The organism is Streptomyces sp. MBT65 (genome assembly GCF_016612545.1).
In the GTDB taxonomy this organism is placed as follows: Bacteria; Actinomycetota; Actinomycetes; order Streptomycetales; family Streptomycetaceae; genus Streptomyces.
In genome coordinates, this window is sequence record NZ_JAENRY010000177.1 from 1 (window position 1) to 17,926 (window position 17,926).

Annotated in this window: 10 protein-coding genes; 6 read left to right on the top strand and 4 right to left on the bottom strand. The window is 71.8% G+C overall.

Annotated elements, in window-relative coordinates; translation table 11 throughout:
* The 4 genes from JHN63_RS32640 to JHN63_RS32655 all read left to right on the top strand — a co-directional run.
* Positions 1-1,384: RICIN domain-containing protein (locus tag JHN63_RS32640; RefSeq protein WP_200687476.1), on the top strand; the 1,384-nt coding region annotated here is incomplete at its 5' end.
* 292 nt (positions 1,385-1,676) lie between these two features.
* Positions 1,677-4,154, top strand: a complete 2,478-nt coding sequence (locus tag JHN63_RS32645; protein ID WP_200687478.1) for a beta-glucosidase — start codon at positions 1,677-1,679, stop codon at positions 4,152-4,154.
* Between the two features lie 168 nt (positions 4,155-4,322).
* Positions 4,323-5,810 carry an amidohydrolase gene (locus JHN63_RS32650; protein WP_200687480.1) on the top strand — a complete coding sequence of 496 codons (1,488 nt, stop codon included), beginning with the start codon at positions 4,323-4,325 and terminating at the stop codon, positions 5,808-5,810.
* 59 nt (positions 5,811-5,869) lie between these two features.
* Positions 5,870-6,520, top strand: a complete 651-nt coding sequence (locus tag JHN63_RS32655; RefSeq protein ID WP_200687482.1) for an isochorismatase family protein — start codon at positions 5,870-5,872, stop codon at positions 6,518-6,520.
* A gap of 143 nt (positions 6,521-6,663) precedes the next feature.
* Here JHN63_RS32655 and JHN63_RS32660 read toward each other — a convergent pair whose 3' ends face one another.
* Positions 6,664-7,986, bottom strand: a complete 1,323-nt coding sequence (locus JHN63_RS32660; protein WP_200687484.1) for a lysine N(6)-hydroxylase/L-ornithine N(5)-oxygenase family protein — start codon at positions 7,984-7,986, stop codon at positions 6,664-6,666.
* Between the two features lie 83 nt (positions 7,987-8,069).
* Between JHN63_RS32660 and JHN63_RS32665 the strand changes: the two genes are divergently transcribed.
* On the top strand, positions 8,070-9,023 hold the full coding sequence (locus JHN63_RS32665) for a methionyl-tRNA formyltransferase (RefSeq protein WP_200687487.1): 954 nt from the start codon (positions 8,070-8,072) through the stop codon (positions 9,021-9,023).
* A 46-nt stretch (positions 9,024-9,069) separates the two neighbouring features.
* On the opposite strand, the gene JHN63_RS32670 is transcribed toward JHN63_RS32665, so the two are convergent.
* The 3 genes from JHN63_RS32670 to JHN63_RS32680 form a co-directional block, all read right to left on the bottom strand.
* Entirely contained in the window at positions 9,070-9,924 is an 855-nt protein-coding gene (locus tag JHN63_RS32670) for an ABC transporter ATP-binding protein (protein WP_234478060.1), read from the bottom strand.
* Positions 9,925-10,108: 184 nt separating this feature from the next.
* Positions 10,109-11,176: an iron chelate uptake ABC transporter family permease subunit gene (locus tag JHN63_RS32675; RefSeq protein WP_200687492.1), complete on the bottom strand. Its 1,068-nt coding sequence runs from the start codon at positions 11,174-11,176 to the stop codon at positions 10,109-10,111.
* Positions 11,173-12,198: an iron ABC transporter permease gene (locus tag JHN63_RS32680; RefSeq protein ID WP_200687494.1), complete on the bottom strand. Its 1,026-nt coding sequence runs from the start codon at positions 12,196-12,198 to the stop codon at positions 11,173-11,175. Before JHN63_RS32680 ends, JHN63_RS32675 begins: the two co-directional genes overlap by 4 nt.
* A gap of 227 nt (positions 12,199-12,425) precedes the next feature.
* Here JHN63_RS32680 and JHN63_RS32685 point away from each other — a divergent pair.
* A partial coding sequence (locus JHN63_RS32685) for a non-ribosomal peptide synthetase (protein ID WP_200687496.1) occupies positions 12,426-17,926 on the top strand: 5,501 nt, incomplete at its 3' end.

The window sequence follows — 17,926 nt, forward strand, 5'->3', positions numbered from 1 at the left end:
GTGGCACACCGAGGTCGAGGCCGAACCCATATCCGTACCGGCCGGTCTGCTGGGCGTGGACGAGCTCACCGCGACCGCCGCGCTGGACCAGGCACGTGAACAATTCAGGGCGGGCTGCGTTCGTGCCCACCTGGAACTCGCGCCGACCTATGAATGCCGCCACTACAACCGACTCCTCGACGTTCCGATCCGCCGCGGCGGCAGTCTGTTGCCCGATGTGCAACGGCATCTCATGACGTGTCGCTACTGCCGTTTCGCGGCAGAGCAGTTGAGCCATTTCGACGGCGGCCTCGAAGTGCTGCTCGCCGAGACCGTCCTCGGCTGGGGCGCCCGCCGTTACGTCGACTCACGGCCCGGCCGTGAGAGACCCGCCCGCACCGCCCAGCGTCCGATGGGCCGCCACCGTCCCGGCGCGGACGGCCGTCTCACCTTTCCGCGCAGGCACCCCAAAACCGCGCTCGTGGGCGTCGGTCTGACCTCCCTCGCGCTGCTCGCGACCGTGCTCGCCACCAAGGGGTGGAGCGAAGGGGGCAACACGCCTGATCCGCACGTCACTTGGGGTGCGGCCAGCGGCAGTTCGACCCACCCGAGTCCGGTCGGCGCGCCCTCGTCCGACGGTGCCGCCGCCTCGGCGTCGGCCGCCGGTACCGGTGAGGGCGTCGTCCAGCAGGGCGTGCTGCGCAGCCTCGCCTCGGGGCTGTGCCTCGACATCCCGGGCCGGGTGCGGTCCGGCGCCGCCGTCGCCCTCGCGGCCTGCTCGACCGCCGGGTCCCAGCAGTGGTCGTACGACCAGGACGGTCTGCTGCGCAGCCTCACCGACCCGGGACTCTGCCTCGCCGCCGACACTGCCGCGGGCACGGTCGCGCTGGCCGGCTGTCTGGTGCACGCGGGCGAGGTGCACTACGACCTGACGGTGCGCGGCGAGTTCCTGGTCCGCCGGAGCCAGGGGCTGGCCGTCTCTCCGGTGAACGGAGAGCCCGGGGCGCGGATCGAACTGACGGACCGGGACGGGTCCGCCCGGCAGCGCTGGGCGCTGGAATCCACCGCCGACGCGCGCGCCGAGCAGAGCGGACCGAACGGAGAGGGGAAGGGGCCGGGGCAGGGCGACGTGCCCGGAAGCGGCACATCGAAGGCACCCGCGCCGCCCGAGGGCGCACCCCGGGGTGACGTACCGCCGCCTCCCACCAACGATCCGCAACAGAACGGGGAGCAGCAGTACGCGCCCCGCGCCGCCCAGGTCGCCTGCTGCGACGAGCCCGCGCCGCAGCCCGAACCCGCACCGTCGGCCCAGCCGGCCTCGGCCGCCGAGGCCGTTCAACCGCTGGTGACGGTCGTGGCGGGCGTCGTGGACACCGTCACCGGTCTGCTGCCGGTCCTGCGCTGAACCGCTGAATTGCTGAATCGCTGAGAACCAGTGGGGGCCGCCCTGTAGGGGCGGCCCCCATCGCGTTCCCCCTTCGCTTCTTGTCGCCTCCCGGTCGATTCCTGTTCGGATCATTGACACGAGTCACCGCCGGTCATAGTTTTCCCGCCGCGTCAGTAGTGCCCGACGGACCGTCAACTCCGGTCCGCCACCTGGTGTGTTCAGACACTGAACGCACCGCCGGGGCACCGAGGCGCACCCGTGGTCCACGACGGTGTGGGCCGCGCACCGAAGGACGAAGGAGTGACGGCTCATGACCGACACCGTGTCCCGGCGATCCGCCCTGCGTCTGCTGGGCGGTGCGATCGCGGTGGCCACCGCGGCCACCACCGGACTCGTCTCCCCGTCGTACGCGGACGACCTGGCCAGACCCGAGGCGGGGGCCGGCCCCCGCGTGGAAGGACTCCTGGCCCGGCTCACCCTCGACGAGAAGATCTCCCTCCTGCACGGCGCCACCGACCCGAACTCGCTCGGCCAGGCCGGCTACATCCCCGGCGTCCCCCGCCTGAAGATTCCGCCGCTACGGCTCACCGACGGACCGGCCGGTGTCCGTGTCACCGCACACGCCACCGCCCTCCCGGCGCCCGTCCTGCTCGCCTCCGCCTTCGACCCCGAACTCGCCCGCCGCTACGGCCAGGTCGTCGGCCGCGAGGGGCGCGCCCTCGGCCAGGACGTCCTGCTGTCCCCGATGGTGAACCTCATCCGCACCCCGTACGCGGGCCGCAACTTCGAGACCCTCAGCGAGGATCCACTGCTCGCCGGTGACCTGGTCGCCGCCGAGATCAAGGGCATCCAGGGCGAGGGCCTCATCGCGACCGTCAAGCACTTCGCGCTGAACAACCAGGAGAAGGACCGCAACTCCATCGACGTGCGGGTCGACGAACAGACCATGCACGAGATCGAGTTGCGCGGTTTCGAAGCGGCCGTCGGCGCCGGCACGGGTGCCGTGATGGGCGCGTACAACAAGGTCAACGGCACCTTCGCCTGCGAGAACAAGCCGCTTCTCACCGACGTCCTGCGCACCCAATGGGGCTTCCAGGGCTGGGTGATGACCGACTGGTTCGCCGCCCACAGCACCGTCGCCGCGATCACCGCGGGTCTCGACATGGAGATGCCGGACGGCACCTACTTCGGCACACCCCTCAAGTCGGCCGTGCAGAACGGCAGTTTGCCCGAGTCGTACGTCGACCGTGCGGTACGGCGGATCCTCGGCGTCATGGACCGGTTCGGGCTCCTCGACGGCAGCGTGCCGCCGCGCCCCGCCCGCGACGCGAAGGCCGGTGCCGCCGTAGCGCTCGAAGTCGCCAAGGCGGGCGCGACCTTGCTCCGCAACGAACACCGCACCCTCCCGCTGACCGACGGCTCCCTCGCGGTGATCGGCCCCACCGGCACCCTGCCCTTCGTCAGCGGCGGTGGCAGCGCGCATGTCGTACCGGACCACGCGGACAGCCCGCTCGCCGCGATCAAGGCACGGGCCGGTGCGCGGACCCGGGTGACATACGCGCTCGGCGAGGACCTGTTCGGCAAGGTGATACCCGCGTCCTCCCTCACACCGGCCTTCGACAGCGAGGGGCAGCGGGTGGAGGCGGGTAAGACCTGGGAGTACGACGGCTCGCTGACCGTCGCCGAGCCCGACGAGTGGACCTTCGTGCTCCACTTCTCCTCCGCGCCCACCGCCCGCCCCCAAGTCCTCCTCGACGGCGCGGAGTTGTTCCCCCTCGCGGCCGGATACGGCGAGTACTTCTCCGGCGGCCTGATCTCGGCCGACCCCGACGGCCTCTCCGTCCGCCGCAAGACCCTCACCCTCGCCAAGGGGGCGCACACGCTCAAGATCACCGCCGCGGGCGGCGACGCCGGACTGCTGTTCCGGCTGCGACGCATCACCGGTGCGACCCGCGCGCAGGACGTCGCCGAAGCGGTCGGGGCCGCGCGCGCCGCCCGCAGTGTCGTCCTGTTCGCCTACGAGGACGCCACCGAGGGCCTTGACCGCACCACCCTCGAACTCCCCGGAAACCAGGCCGGCTTGATCGAAGCGGTCACGGCGGCGAACCCGCGCACCACCGTCGTCCTCAACACCTCGTCCTCGACCTCGATGCCGTGGCTGACCCGCACCGGCGCGGTCCTCCAGATGTACTACCCGGGCCAGGAGGGCGCCGCGGCCACCGCCGCCGTCCTGTTCGGCGACTGCGACCCCGGCGGCCGTCTCACCCAGTCCTTCCCGGTCGACGACGCCCACCACCCGGTCGCGGGCGACCCGCTCCGCTACCCCGGAGTGAACGGCACCGAGGAGTACTCCGAGGGCATCCACGTCGGCTACCGCTGGTACGACGCGGAGGGTGTGCGCCCGCTCTACCCCTTCGGGCACGGGCTGTCGTACACCTCCTTCTCCTACGAGGACGCGTCGGCGCGCTGGAACGGGCACGGGCTGGACGTGACCTTCACGGTCCGCAACACCGGGCGACGGTCCGGTGTGGCCGTGCCTCAGGTGTACGTCGGGCGCTCACCGGAGCTGCAACTCGACCAGGCCGTAAGGGTGTTGGGCGGCTACCGGCGCCTGGTGCTGAGGGCGGGGGAGCGGCGGCGGGTCACAGTGCGGGTGGCCGCGCGGACGTTGTCGTCGTGGGATGCGCGGCGGCATGCGTGGGTGCTCGGTACCGGGCGGCGGTCCGTGTGGGTGGGGGCGTCCTCGGGGGATCTGCGGGTGCGGACGAGGGCTGAGGTGAAGCGGTGACATAGGGAGTACGGTGCCTGGTCATCGGCCTTGCCGAGGGGATCGGTGGGGTCGGTGACCAGGAACCGTGGATCGGGGACGGGGCGACGATCCGCAAGGTAAGGTAAGCCTTACTTAACTTGGTGGAATCGTTGGCGGAGTGCCCTCGGCATTCCCCTGGAGGCCCTTATGGCGGACAACCCCAGCGCCCTGACGCTCACCCGGGTGCGGCTCGGTGCCGGTGGGCCGCTCGCGCGGGTGCGCGTGGCGGACGGGCGGATCACCCACGTCGTACCGGAGCAGGACGCGGGCGCCGAGGCCGGCGGTGAGCCGCGACTCGACCTCGACGGACGGGTGTTGCTGCCGGGACTGTGGGACGCCCACGTCCACCTCGCGGAGTGGGCGAGTGCCCGGCACCGGCTGGACCTGGCGGGTACCCCCTCCGCGCAGGCGGTCGCCGAGCTCGTCCGGGAGCGCGCCGGAGCGCCCGACGGCACGGTGCTCTACGGGTACGGGTTCCGGGACGGGCTGTGGGCCGACGCCCCGCACAAGCGGCTGCTGGACGCCGTGGTGCCCGATCGGCCGGTCGCCCTGGTCAGTGCCGATCTGCATGCCGCGTGGCTCAACTCCGCCTGTCTCGCCCTCGTCGGCCGGGGTGACCACCCCACCGGCCTGATCAGGGAACACGAGGCCCACGAGGTCCTCTCCGCCCTGCCCGCCGCCCCGACCGACGTGATCGACGGCTGGATCGAGGACGCCTCCCGGGCCGCCGCCGCGCGCGGGGTCACCGGTGTCATCGACTTCCAGTACGGCGACACGGTCGCGGACTGGGAACGGCGTTCGGGCCAATTCCGGCCCGCCGTACGGGTGTCGGCCGCGGTCTACCCCGGTCACCTGGACGCCGCGATCAAACGCGGACTGCGTACCGGGGACGAGGTCGGCGCGGACGGGAGCCTGGTCCGGGTGGGCCCGCTGAAACTCTTCACGGACGGTTCGCTCAACACCCGTACCGCCCTGTGCCGCGACCCCTACCCGGGACTCGAGGACACGGACGGCGCCCACGGCATCGAGGAGACGGCCCCCGGCGAGCTGGTACGGCTCATGCGCCGCGCCGCCGCGCACGGCATCGAGCCCGCGGTGCACGCCATCGGGGACCGCGCCAACACCGTTGCCCTGGACGCCTTCGAGGCGGTGCGCTGCCGTGGCCGTATCGAGCACGCGCAGTTGCTGAGCCCGCAGGACCTCCCGAGATTCGCCCAGTTGGGAGTGGTGGCCGGAGTGCAGCCCCGGCATGCGACGGACGACCGGGACGTGGCGGACCGGCACTGGGCCGGGCGCACCGAACGCGCCTTCGCCTACGGCGACCTGCTCGCCGCGGGCGCCCGGCTGGAGTTCGGTTCCGACGCCCCGGTGTCGCCACTCGACCCCTGGCTCGCCATCGCGTCCGCCGTCAGCCGCACCGACGACGAACGCCCCGCCTGGCATCCGGAGCAACGCCTGTCCGTACCGGACGCGTTGGTCGCGGCGGCCCGCGGACGCCGGCTCATCAGGGTCGGCGACCCGGCCGATCTTGTGGTCGTCGACGTGGATCCCCTGGACGCCGATCCGGACACCCTGCGCGCGATGCCCGTGCACGCCACGATGACGAACGGCCGCTGGACGCATGGTCCTTACTGAGTCGGTGGCGTGCCCTCCGTTCCCCACCACCCTCGACGACCGGTGAGAGGCCGCCGCGTATGCCGTCATCCGACATGGTTCCGTACGTCATGCCCGGCCCCGCCGCGCTGCCCCCGGACCGGACGGGCTGGGCCATCGACCCGGGCCGCGCGGCGCTGGTGGTCCTGAACGTCCAGAACCACTTCCTGCACGTACTGCGGGAGTCCTCCGCGCCGGTCGGTGAACTCCTCGCGGGAGTGGGGCGGTTGACGGAGTCGGCGCGGGCGGCGGGCATTCCCGTCCTGTACACCCTCAAGACCGCCGAGCGGGAACCGGACGGCCGGGAGACCAGCTTCGGACATCCCCGCCTCCTCGGCGGCGAGGACTCCCGCGATGTCGTGGACGCGATCCGGCCACAGGTCGGCGACAGTGTGCTGGTCGCGAAGCGGTTCAGCGCCTTCGCCGGCACCCGACTCCGGCGCAGACTCGCGGAGTTGGGGCGCGACCAGCCCGTCATCGTCGGTGTGTTCGCCCGCACCCAGGTCCTGCTGACGGCCGCCGACGCGTGGATGCAGGACATGGAGCCCTTCGTCGTCGCCGACGCGGTGGCCGACCGGGCTCACGAGGATCACCGGATGGCCGTGGACTGGATCGCGGCGACGTGCGGAGCGGTCAGAACTGTGCGGGGCGTTGCGGACGTGTTCGCCGGCCCGACAACGCAACGCCGTTAATTTTACGGTGTTTTGGCCGATACGGGCCGCCCCGGCGACCGGCGGAGCCCCGCACGTAAAAGCCCCCTGCACAGCACAGCACAGCACAGACCCCGAGCCCGGAAGGGACCGTACCCTCCGGGCCCGGGGAGTCATGACGGGCGTCAGACGGGGAGTTTCGTCGCCTGGACCGAGCGGTGGATCTCCTCCGCCCGTACCGCCACCGTCGACAGCAGGGTGCTGGTCAGCCCGTGGGTGTGCTCGGTGCCGCCCTGGAGGTACAGGCCGGCGGTGACCTCCGGGACGGTCTCGACACGGTGGTCCCGGCCCACGCGGATCTCGTCGCCGTCGTCCCTGAGGCAGAGTTTCGCCGCCTCGCCGAGCAGTGAACTCAGGTCGCGGGGACGGTAACCGGTGGCGAGCACCAGCACATCCGCGGACAACACCTGCTTCTCGCCGGTGGGCAGGAACTCCACGGCCACGTCGAGGCCGCCGTCCGCCGCCGGGTCGACGGCGCGGATCCGGGAGACGTTGAGGAAGCGCAGCCGTTCCCGTCCGGCCACCTTCTCCCGGTACGCGGTGGCGTACAGGGCCTCGATCAACTCCATGTCGACCACCGAGTAGTTGGTCGAGCGGTGGTAGTCGATGAGTGACTGCTTGACCTCGGACGGGGCCGAGAAGTAGACGTCCACCGCCTCCGGGTCGAAGATGCGGTTCGCGAACGGGCTGTCGTCGGCCGGGGTGTAGCCGTACTTGGCGAACACCGAGCACACCTCGGCGTCCGGGAAGGTGCGGTGCAGATAGTCCACCGCCTCGGCGGCGCTCTGGCCCGCGCCCAGCACCACGGCCCGCCGCACCGGCCGGCCCGCGTCGGCCAGTTCGGTCGCGCGGGGGATCAACTCGCTGTTGTGCCAGAGCCGTTCGGCCAGTTCCAGACCCGGCGGCACATGCGGCTCAAGGCCCATCGCGACGCTGATGTTGCGGGCCCGCCGAGTCACCGTCGCACCGTTCCCGGATGGGTCGCGGCTGGTGACGTCGAAGAAGGCGATCTCGCCGTCGTCGCCGCGCACCGGGTCGACGGAGACGACCTCGCTGCCGTAGGAGACGAGGTGGGAGACCCGCTCGGCCGCCCACTCGAAGTACTCGTGGAACTCCACGCGCAGCGGGAACAGGGTCTTCTGGTTCAGGAAGTCGATCAGTCTGCCCTGCTCGCGCAGGAAGCAGAGGAAGCTGTAGTCGCTGGTCGGATTCCGCAGCGTGACCAGGTCTTTGAGGAACGACACCTGCATCGTGGCGTCGTCGATCAGCATGCCCCGGTGCCAGCCGAACCGCGGCTGGCGTTCCAGGAACAGGGCGTTGAGACGGCTGTCTGCCGGAAGGCTCTTGTTGTGCTCCTCAACCGCTATGGACAGAGCGAGATTTGACGGACCGAATCCGATTCCGAGTATGTCGTGGACCACTTCGGAATCCAGTAGCGGTGACTTCACCGTGGCATCGCCTCCCTCAGGCAGCCCAATGCTAGATAAGGTAAGGCTTACCTTGCAATGAGTCGTTGAAGGGAAGGACCGTCATGCGGGTCGTCATGCTCGGCTATCAGACCTGGGGTCACCGCACGCTTCAGGCGTTGCTGGACTCCGATCACGAGGTCGTCCTCGTGGTCACGCACCCGAAAAGTGAGCATGCCTACGAGAAGATCTGGGACGACAGCGTCGCCGAACTCGCCGAGAAGAACGACGTCCCCGTCCTGCTGCGCAACCGCCCCGACGACGCCGAACTCCTCGACGCCGTACGGGAAGCACGGCCGGACATCATCGTCGCGAACAACTGGCGGACCTGGCTGCCGCCGGAGCTGTTCGACCTCCCGCCGCACGGCACCCTCAACGTCCACGACTCGCTGCTGCCGTCGTACGCGGGCTTCTCGCCGATCATCTGGGCGCTCCTGAACGACGAGCCGCGCGTCGGTGTCACCGCGCACCGCATGAACGGCGAACTCGACGCCGGGGACGTCCTGATCCAGCGCTCGGTGCCGGTCGGACCCACCGACACGGCGACCGACCTGTTCCACCGGACCGTCGACCTCATCGCCCCCATCGTGCGCGAATCGCTCGACCTCATCGCCTCCGGCCGGGACGCCGGCCAGTGGGTGCCGCAGGACCGCGGCCGGGCCAGCTTCTTCCACAAGCGCTCGGCCGAGGACAGCCGTATCGACTGGAGTTGGCCCGCGGACCGCCTGGAACGCCTCGTACGGGCCCAGTCGGACCCGTACCCGAACGCGTACGCCTTCCATCGCGGCGAGCGGCTCAGGATCGTCTCCGCGGCCGTCTCGGAGGGACGCTACGGCGGCACCCCGGGCCGGATCTTCATCCGCGAGGGCGACGGCGTGGTCATCGTGGCGGGCCCCGAGGCCCACACCGGGCGCGAACGCGGTCTGTTGGTGCGCCGGGTGCGCACGGACGACGGCACGGAGTACGCGGCCGGCGACTACTTCCGCACGATGGGCGGGTACTTGAAGTCCCGGCCCTGAGAATCCTCCTGGACGAACCGTCCCCCGCCCCTCACCGGCGGGGGCCTCAGCGAGTCGAAACGGCGTCCTCGGCCCGGGAGTTGCCGTCGTGGTGGTGCCGCCCCAGCGGTATCACCAACGGCGTGCCGCTGACCGGGTCGGGCGTGATCCGGCAGCGCAGGTCGAAGACGTCCTCGACGGTCGCCTCGGTGACGACATCGGCGGGCGCGCCCTCGGCGACGATCCGGCCGCCCTTCATCGCGATGACGTGATCGGCGTACCGGCAGGCCTGGTTGAGGTCGTGCAGGACCATGACGATCGTGCGGCCCTCGCGCCGGTTGAGGTCCGTGATCAGGTCGAGTACGTCGATCTGGTGGGCGAGGTCGAGATAGGTCGTCGGCTCGTCGAGGAGCAGGACCGGGGTGCCCTGCGCGACGGCCATGGCGATCCAGGCGCGTTGCCGCTGGCCGCCGGAGAGTTCATCGACGGGGCGATCGGCGAGGTCGGTGAGGCTGGTCGCTTCGAGGGCCGCGTGCACGGCCTCCTCGTCGGCCGTCGACCACTGCCGCCACCAGGTCTGGTGCGGGGAACGGCCCCGGCCGACCAGGTCGAGGACGGTCAGCCCCTCCGGTGCCACCGGTGTCTGCGGCAGGATGCCGAGTTTGCGGGCGAGTTCGCGGGTGGGGACGGAGCGCAGTGCGACGCCGTCCAGCTCCACCACGCCCTGGCGCGGGGCCAGGAGCCGGGCGAGCGCCCGCAACAGGGTCGATTTCCCACAGGCGTTGGCGCCGACGATGGCGGTGATGCGGCCGGTCGGCACGGTCAGGTCCAGGTTCTCGACCACCGGCCGCCCGTCGTAGGCGAGATGAAGATCACGTGCCCGCAACTCGGGCCCGGAGGCGGGTGATTCGGGCTTCCTCAGGGTTTCGGCTCCGGAGGTAAGTGATTCGGGCGTCCGTAGGGCCTCGGTTCCCGTGGTGGGTGATTCGGGTGTCCGCAGGGCCTCGGTTCCCGTGGCGGGTGAATCGGGCGTCCGCAATGTCTCGGTTCCCGTGGTGGGTGATTCGGACGTCCGCGGGGCGCGCGGGTCAGTGGTCGACATGCGATCAGCCTCCAGAGCCCGCGCGGTTGACGCGGATGAGCAGCCACAGCAGGACCGGCGCGCCGAGGGCGCCGGTGACGATCCCGACCGGCAGTTCCGTCCCCGGGATCGCTTCACGGGCGAGGAGATCGGAGCCGAGGACGACGAACGCGCCGGTGAGACCGGAGACGAGCGGGGGCGGTGACGAGGTGCCCGCGAGCCGCTGGGCGATCTGCGGACAGGCCAGCGCGACGAACGCCACCGGACCGGCGGCCGCCGTACCGAACGCGACCAGGCCCACCCCGGCCAACAGCAGGGCCAGCCGCACCGGTTGGACGGGGGTGCCGAGCCCGGCGGCCACGTCGTCGCCGAGCATCAGCGTGCGCATCCAGCGGCCCATGCCCAGCGTGATCGGCAGCAGCACGGCCAGGGCGACGGCCAGGGAGTCCACCTGATTCCAGGTCCGGCCGTTGAGGTTGCCGACCAGCCAGCCCAGGGCCGCCTCCGCCTCGAAGCGATTGCCGCGCGCCACAAGGAAGTTGGTGGCGCTGGAGCAGATCCAGGACACCCCGATGCCGACGAGGATGATGCGGTACCCGGTGGCCCCGCCCTTCCACGCCAGCGCGTACACGAGCAGCGCGGTCACCAGCGCGCCGAGCAACCCCAGCGTGGAGAGCCCCAGTCCGCCGGTCCAGCCCAGAACGACCGCCGCCACCACGGCGGTTCCCGCGCCCTCGGTCAGCCCGATCATGTCGGGGCTGGCCAGCGGATTGCGGGTCATCGTCTGGAACACCGCGCCGGAGACCCCGAACGCGATGCCGACCAGCAGGCCGACGAGGGCGCGGGGCAGTCGTAGATCCTGGACCACGATGACCGTGCCCGCGTCGCCCGAACCCCACAGGGCCCTGACGACGTCGGTGAACGCCACCGGGTAGTCGCCGATCGTCAGACCCCAGCAGAACAGCAGGAAGGCGCCGACGGCGACCCCAACTCCCTTAAGGAGCAGGCGCGGACGCAGTACACCCGAGACTGGGGGGAAGGTGAGCCGGAACGGCCGGTTGCTCAAGGTGGCGGATGGTGCGGGCACGCTCATACCTCCGCGAGCTTCCGGCGGCGGACCAGGACGATGAAGAACGGGCCGCCGAGGAAGGCGACGAGGACACCCGCCTGGATCTCGGTCGGGCGGTCCACCATCCGGCCCAGGATGTCGGCGGACAGCAGCAGAACGGGTGCGAGCGCGGCGGACAGCGGCAGCAGCCACCGGTAGTCGGGGCCGATCCCGGCGTACTGCGCGAGGACCCGCGCGATGTGCGGGACGACCAGTCCGAGGAAGACCACGGGACCGATGACGGCGACGGACGCGCCGGTCAACAGCACGACTGCGGTGACTCCTTGGAGCCGTACGAGACCGAGCCGCCGTCCCAGGGAGGCGGCCACGTCGTCGCCGAGGGCCATGCTGTTGAGGGCGGGCGCGAGGGACAGAGCCAGCACGGCGCCCACGGCGAGGAAGGGCAGGATGCGCACCAGCTCGCCGGAGTCCTGGTCGGCCAGGGTGCCGGCCGACCAGAAGCGGTAGCGGTCCAGCGCGTCCTGGTCGGTCAGCACGACGGCGCTGGTGAACGACTGGAGCAGCGAGGTGACGGCGACCCCGGCGAGCGCGAGCTTCACCGGAGTGGCCCCGGACCCGCCCAGCCGTCCCAGGAAGAAGACCACGACACTCGCGACGAGCGCCCCGCCGAACGCGAACCACACATAGCCGTACAGCGAGACGACCCCGAACACCCCGACCGCCATGACGATCGCGAAGGACGCCCCCGCGCTCACCCCGAGGATTCCCGGGTCCGCGAGCGGATTGCGGGTCAGGGCCTGCATCAGCGCGCCGGACAGGCCGAGTGCGGCGCCGGTCGTCAGGCCGAGCAGGGTGCGGGGCACGCGCACCGACCAGATGACGTTGTCGACGAGGCGGCTGGGCGGATGGCCGAGCACCGAGCGCACCACCTGGTCGAGCGGGACGCTGAGCGCGCCCAGGGCGACCGAGAGCAGGGACAGCAGGACGAGGAGGGCGACGATCAGTGTCACCAGCACCGTGGTGCGAAGCCTTCTGCCTGAAGCCACGTGCCGGTCTCCATGTCGTCTTCCGGGTCGTCTTCCGTGCTCCGGAGCCCTGTTGGCGAACCACCGGACAGCCCCGCCAGCAGCTTAGGTGAGCATAACCTCAGTGGCTGTGACGTGGACCTGTGGTTCCGGGGTGGGTCTATCAAGTAAGGCAATGCTTACCTTACTATGCGAGCGGTCGCGGCTCCGCTGAGCCGTTCCGCACGCATTGGGAGGCACGGGCAGCTGTGGCGGGCAACACGCTTTCTTCGGCACAGGCAACAGCGACGAACGACTTCTGGCGACGGAGGTTCGCGTCGCCGGTGCCGGAGACGTCCTTGCCGCTGGACCACCCGCGTCCGCCGCGCCAGGAGGGCCCGGCGCCCCGCGCGCGCCGCGCGGCCCCCCTCGCCGTGACCGCCGACGCGGCCACTCAACTCGCTGCCTTCGTCGCCCTGTTGCACCGCTACGGCGGCACGACGGCCACCGAGACCGCGGTCGCCCACGAGGGCCTCCCGCTCCGCGTCACGATCGACGGCGACACCCCGTTCGCCCAACTCCGCGAGCAGATCACCGCCGTAGCCGCCGAGGCCGCCGCTCACCACCTGCCAACCACCGAGCTGCTACGGCTGCTCGCCCCCGAACCCTTCCGCGGTGGCGGCCTGTTGTGCGCCACGGGCTTCGGACCCGATCCCTGGGACGAGACCGGCCCGTTGGACCTGGCCCTCACCGTGACCGACGGGGAGGTGGCGGTGGACTACCGCACCGACCTCTTCGAACCCGCCACCGTCGACCTGGTCCTCGGCCACTACGGCACGCTCCTCGCCGACGCCGTCGCCCGCCCGGACACCCCGGTCGCCGACCTCGAACTCCTCGGCGCCGACGAACGCCGGCGCATCCTGCACGGCTGGAACGACACCGAGCACGACGTCCCCGCGCTCACCTGGCCCCGCATGTTCGCCGACCAGGTCGCCGCCCGCCCGCACGAGATCGCCCTCGTCCACGAGGACGTCCGCCTCACCTACGCCGAACTCGACGCCCGTGCCGCGAAGTTGGCGCACGCCCTGGTGGCCCGGGGCGCCGGTCCCGAGCAGGTCGTGGCGCTCGCCGTACCGCGCTCGGCCGACATGATCGTCGCCGAGGTCGCCGTCCTGAAGTCGGGCGCCGCCTATCTCCCGGTCGACACCGACTACCCGGCCGACCGCATCGCCTACATGCTCGCCGACGCCCGCCCGGTCTGCCTCGTCACCACCGCCGAGATCGCCCCCGACCTGCCACCCGATCTGGACCCGCTGATCCTCGACGCCCCGGAGACGGTCGCCGAGCTGGCCGCACACCCGGCCCACGGCCCGTCCACCGCCGACGAGTTGACCACCGCGCACGCGGCCTACGTCATCTACACCTCCGGCTCCACCGGCCGCCCCAAGGGCACCGTCCTGTCCCACGCGGGTGTCGCCAAACTGGTCGCGACCCAGCAGGAACGATTCGGGATCGGCCCGCACAGCCGCGTCCTCCAGTTCGCCTCGCCCAGCTTCGACGTCGCGTTCTGGGACCTCTGCCTCGGCCTGCTCTCCGGCGGCCGCCTGATCGTCGTCCCCGCCGACCGCCGCGTCCCGGGCGCACCCCTCGCGGACTACGCCAATGAGCACGGCATCACCTTCATGATCCTGCCGCCCGCCCTGCTCGCCGCCATGCCGGAGGACGTCCAACTCCCGCCCGAGGCAACCCTGTTGGCCGGTACGGAACGCGTCTCGCCCGAACTGGTCGGCCGCTACGCGCGCGGCCGGATGATGTTCAACGCCTACGGCCCGACCGAGGCCACCACCAACTCCACCCTCGGCCTGTGCGACCCGGACACCCCGGCCGGCACCATCGTGCCCATCGGCGTCCCCGACCCCGGCACCCGCGCCTACGTCCTCGACGACCGACTGCGCCCGGTCCCCGCCGGTGTCACGGGAGAGCTCTACCTCGGCGGCGCCGGCCTGGCCCGCGGCTACCTCGGCCGCCCCGCCCTCACCGCCGAACGCTTCGTCGCCGACCCGTTCGGCGCACCGGGTGAACGCCTGTACCGCACCGGCGACTTGGTGCGCTGGAAGGCGGACGGCCGCCTCGAGTTCCACGGCCGCGTCGACACCCAGGTCAAGATCCGCGGCTTCCGCATCGAACCCGGCGAGATCGAATCGGTCCTCCGCTCCCACCCCTCCGTCGACCAGGCCGCCGTCGTCGTCCGCGAGGACCGCCCCGGCGAACGCCGCCTCGCCGCCTACGTCGTGCCCTCGCTGGACGCCGAGGCGACCCCCGACGAGAGCGTGGCGGACTGGAAGGACCTGCACGAACTCCTGTACTCCGCCGCCGGATCGGACGGTTTCGAGGAGAACTTCGCCGGCTGGAACAGCATGTACGACGGCCTGCCGATCCCCCTCGCCGACATGCGCGAGTGGCGCGAGGCCACCCTCGACCGCATCCGCGCGCTACGGCCCCGCCGCATCCTGGAGATCGGCGTCGGCTCCGGCCTGCTGCTGTCCCGGCTCGCCCCGGACTGCGCCGAGTACTGGGGCACCGACCTCTCCGAGGAAGCCGTACGCGCCCTGGACGCCCAGGTCACCGCGATCCCCGAACTCGCCGACCGCGTCACCCTGTTGGCCCGTCCCGCGCACGACCTCACCGGTCTGCCCGAGGGCCGCTTCGACACGATCGTCGTCAACTCCGTCATCCAGTACTTCCCCGGCGGCGACTACCTCACCGGTGTACTCCGTGACGCGGCGGCCCTTCTCGCCCCCGGCGGCGCGGTGTTCGTCGGCGACGTCCGCAACCTGCGCCTGCTGCGCACCCTGAGCGCGGCCGTCGAGAGCGGGCGGACCCGGGACGAGGCCGAGGACGACAAGGAAGCCCTGCGCGCCGCCGTGGACCGGGCCGTCGCCTGGGAGGGCGAACTCCTCGTCGACCCGGACTACTTCACGAGCCTCGACGGCCTCGGCGCCGACATCCGCGTCAAGCGCGGCACGCACCACAACGAACTCACCCGCTATCGCTACGACGTCGTGCTGCGACCGCAGTCGGACGCACCCGAGGAGACCCCCGACTCGCCCTGGCCCGCGCTCGGTTCGGTACAGGCACTGGACGAGCTGCTCACCGGACGACCGGACCGGCTGCGGATCACCGGCATCCCCAACTCCCGCCTCGCCGACGACCTCGCCGCGCTCGACGCCCTCGCCGACAGCAGCAGGCCGGCCGCCGGACCGCACGGCGTGGATCCCGAGACCCTGTACGAGATCGCCGCACGGCACGGCTACGAGGTGGCGCTCACCTGGAACGGGGACGCCGAGGACGGCAGCCTGGACGCCGAGTTCGCCCTCGACGAGGAGGTGCGGGCGCCGTACCGCCCTGGAACCGGCCACCCGCTCACCAACCGCCCCGCGCCCTTCCGCAACGTCAACGCCCTGATGTCGACCCTGCGGACCCACGCCACCGAGTACCTGCCCGACTACATGGTCCCGGCCGCGTTCGTCCCGCTGGACCGGCTGCCCGTCACCCCCAGCGGCAAGCTCGACGCCGCCGCGCTGCCCGTGCCCGACCTCACCCGGCTGCTCAGCACGGCGGGCCGCGCACCCGAGACCGCCCGCGAACGACTGCTCTGCGACCTGTACGCCCGGGCCCTCAAGGTGCCCTCGGTCGGCGTCGACGACGACTTCTTCGCACTCGGCGGAGACAGCATCGTCGCCGTCCAACTCCTCATCCTGGCCCGCCGCGCAGGCCTGGAACTCACCCCGAGAGACGTGTTCCGCCACCGTACGGTCGCCGAACTCGCCACGGTGGCCCGCACCGGGACCGCCGATCTCGGCGACGACACCCCGTGGCAGCCGCTGAGCGACGACGAACTCGCGGCCGTCCAGGGCGAGTTCCCCGTCACCGTCGAAGAGGCACTGCCTCTCGGCCCGCTCCAGGAGGGCTTCTTCTTCCACGCGCTGGTGGACGGCGCCGAACTCGACGCGTACGTCGTACAGCAGGTCATCGAGCTGTCCGGACCGGTCGACGGCACCCTGCTGCGCCGGGCCGCACAACGACTCGTCGACCGGCACGCCCCGCTGCGCGCCTGCTTCCGCCGGACGCCCGCGGGCCGCCCGGTCCAGCTCATCGCCTCCGGCCTCGAACTGCCCTGGCACGAGGTGGACCTGGTCGCACAGGAGGACCCCACGGTCCGCCGCGCCCTCGCCGAGGCCGTCGCCGCCGACGAACGCGCCCACCGCTTCGACCTCGCCCACCCGCCGCTGATCCGCTGCGCCCTCATCCGCTTCGGAAAGGACCGCAGCCGCCTGGTCCTGACGTTCCATCACATCGTCGCGGACGGCTGGTCCCTGCCCGTCCTGCACCACGAACTCCTCGCCCTCTACGGCGAGAACCCGGCCCCCCTCCCCGAAGTCGCCCCCTACCGCGGCTACCTCCGCCGTATCGCCGGCGCCGACCGCGAGGCCGCCCGCGCGGCCTGGAGCGCCGCCCTCGCCGGGGTCGAGGAACCCACCCGGCTCGTCGAGGCCCCCGCGCCCGCCGGACCGGTCGAACCCGCCCAGATCCGCGTCGAGTTGACCGAGCGCGTCACCTCACGGCTCGCCGCCCGCGCCCGGGAACGCGGAGTCACCCTCGGCACCCTCGTGCAGGGCGCCTGGGGTCTGCTCGTCGGCCGGATGACCGGCCGCCAGGACGTGCTGTTCGGCACGACGGTCGCCGGACGCGACGCCGCCGTCGACGGCATCGAGTCGATGATCGGCCTGTTCATCAACACCCTGCCCACCCGGCTGCGTTGGGCCCCCGGCGACACCCTGGGCGCACTGCTCGACCGACTCCAGGACGAACAGAGCGCGCTCCTCGACCACCAGCACCTCGGCCTCGCCGACATCCAACGCGCCACCGGCCACGCGGGCGACGGCGAACTCTTCGACACCCTCGTGGTGTTCGAGAACTACCCCGGCGGCGAGGGCGCCCCGGGCATCACCGACCCCACCGGCACGATCGCCGTCGCCGGACACGCCTTCCACGACGCCGTGCACTACCCCCTCGCCCTCATCGTCAAGCCCGGCCGCCGCCTCGACCTGCGCCTCAAGCACCACGCCCGCCGCCTCGACGCGGATGCCGTGCAGTCCCTCGCCGACCGGCTCACCCTGATCCTGCACGCACTGGCGGACGACCCCGGCGCCCGCGTCGCCGACCTCGACCTGCTCACCCCGGACGAGCTGGCCGACGCCCACCCGGCGGGGGAGAGGCGACCGGTCCCGGCCACCACGCTCGCCGCCGAGATCGCCGCGCAGGTCGCGCGCACTCCGGACGCCACGGCCGTCGTCTTCGACGGTACGACCCTGACCTACGCCGAACTGGACGCGCGAGCCGAGGAGTTGGCCGCCCGACTGCGGGCCAAGGGCGCGGGCCGCGAGCGGTTCGTAGCCGTCGCCGTACCCCGCTCGGCGGAGCTGATGGTCGCGCTGCTGGGCGTCCTCAAGTCGGGGGCCGCCTATCTGCCCCTGGACCTGGACTACCCGGCCGAGCGGCTCGCCCACATGCTGGCCGACTCGGGCGCGACCACGGTCGTCACGACGGAACGGGACACGGACCGGCTGCCGTCGGTCGACGGCCTCGACGTCCTGCGGGTGGACGCGGAGGGCGAAGAGGCCCTGTTCGGCGGCGTCCAGGACCCGGCCCGCCCCGACGACCCCGCCTACCTCATCTACACCTCCGGCTCCACCGGCCGCCCCAAGGG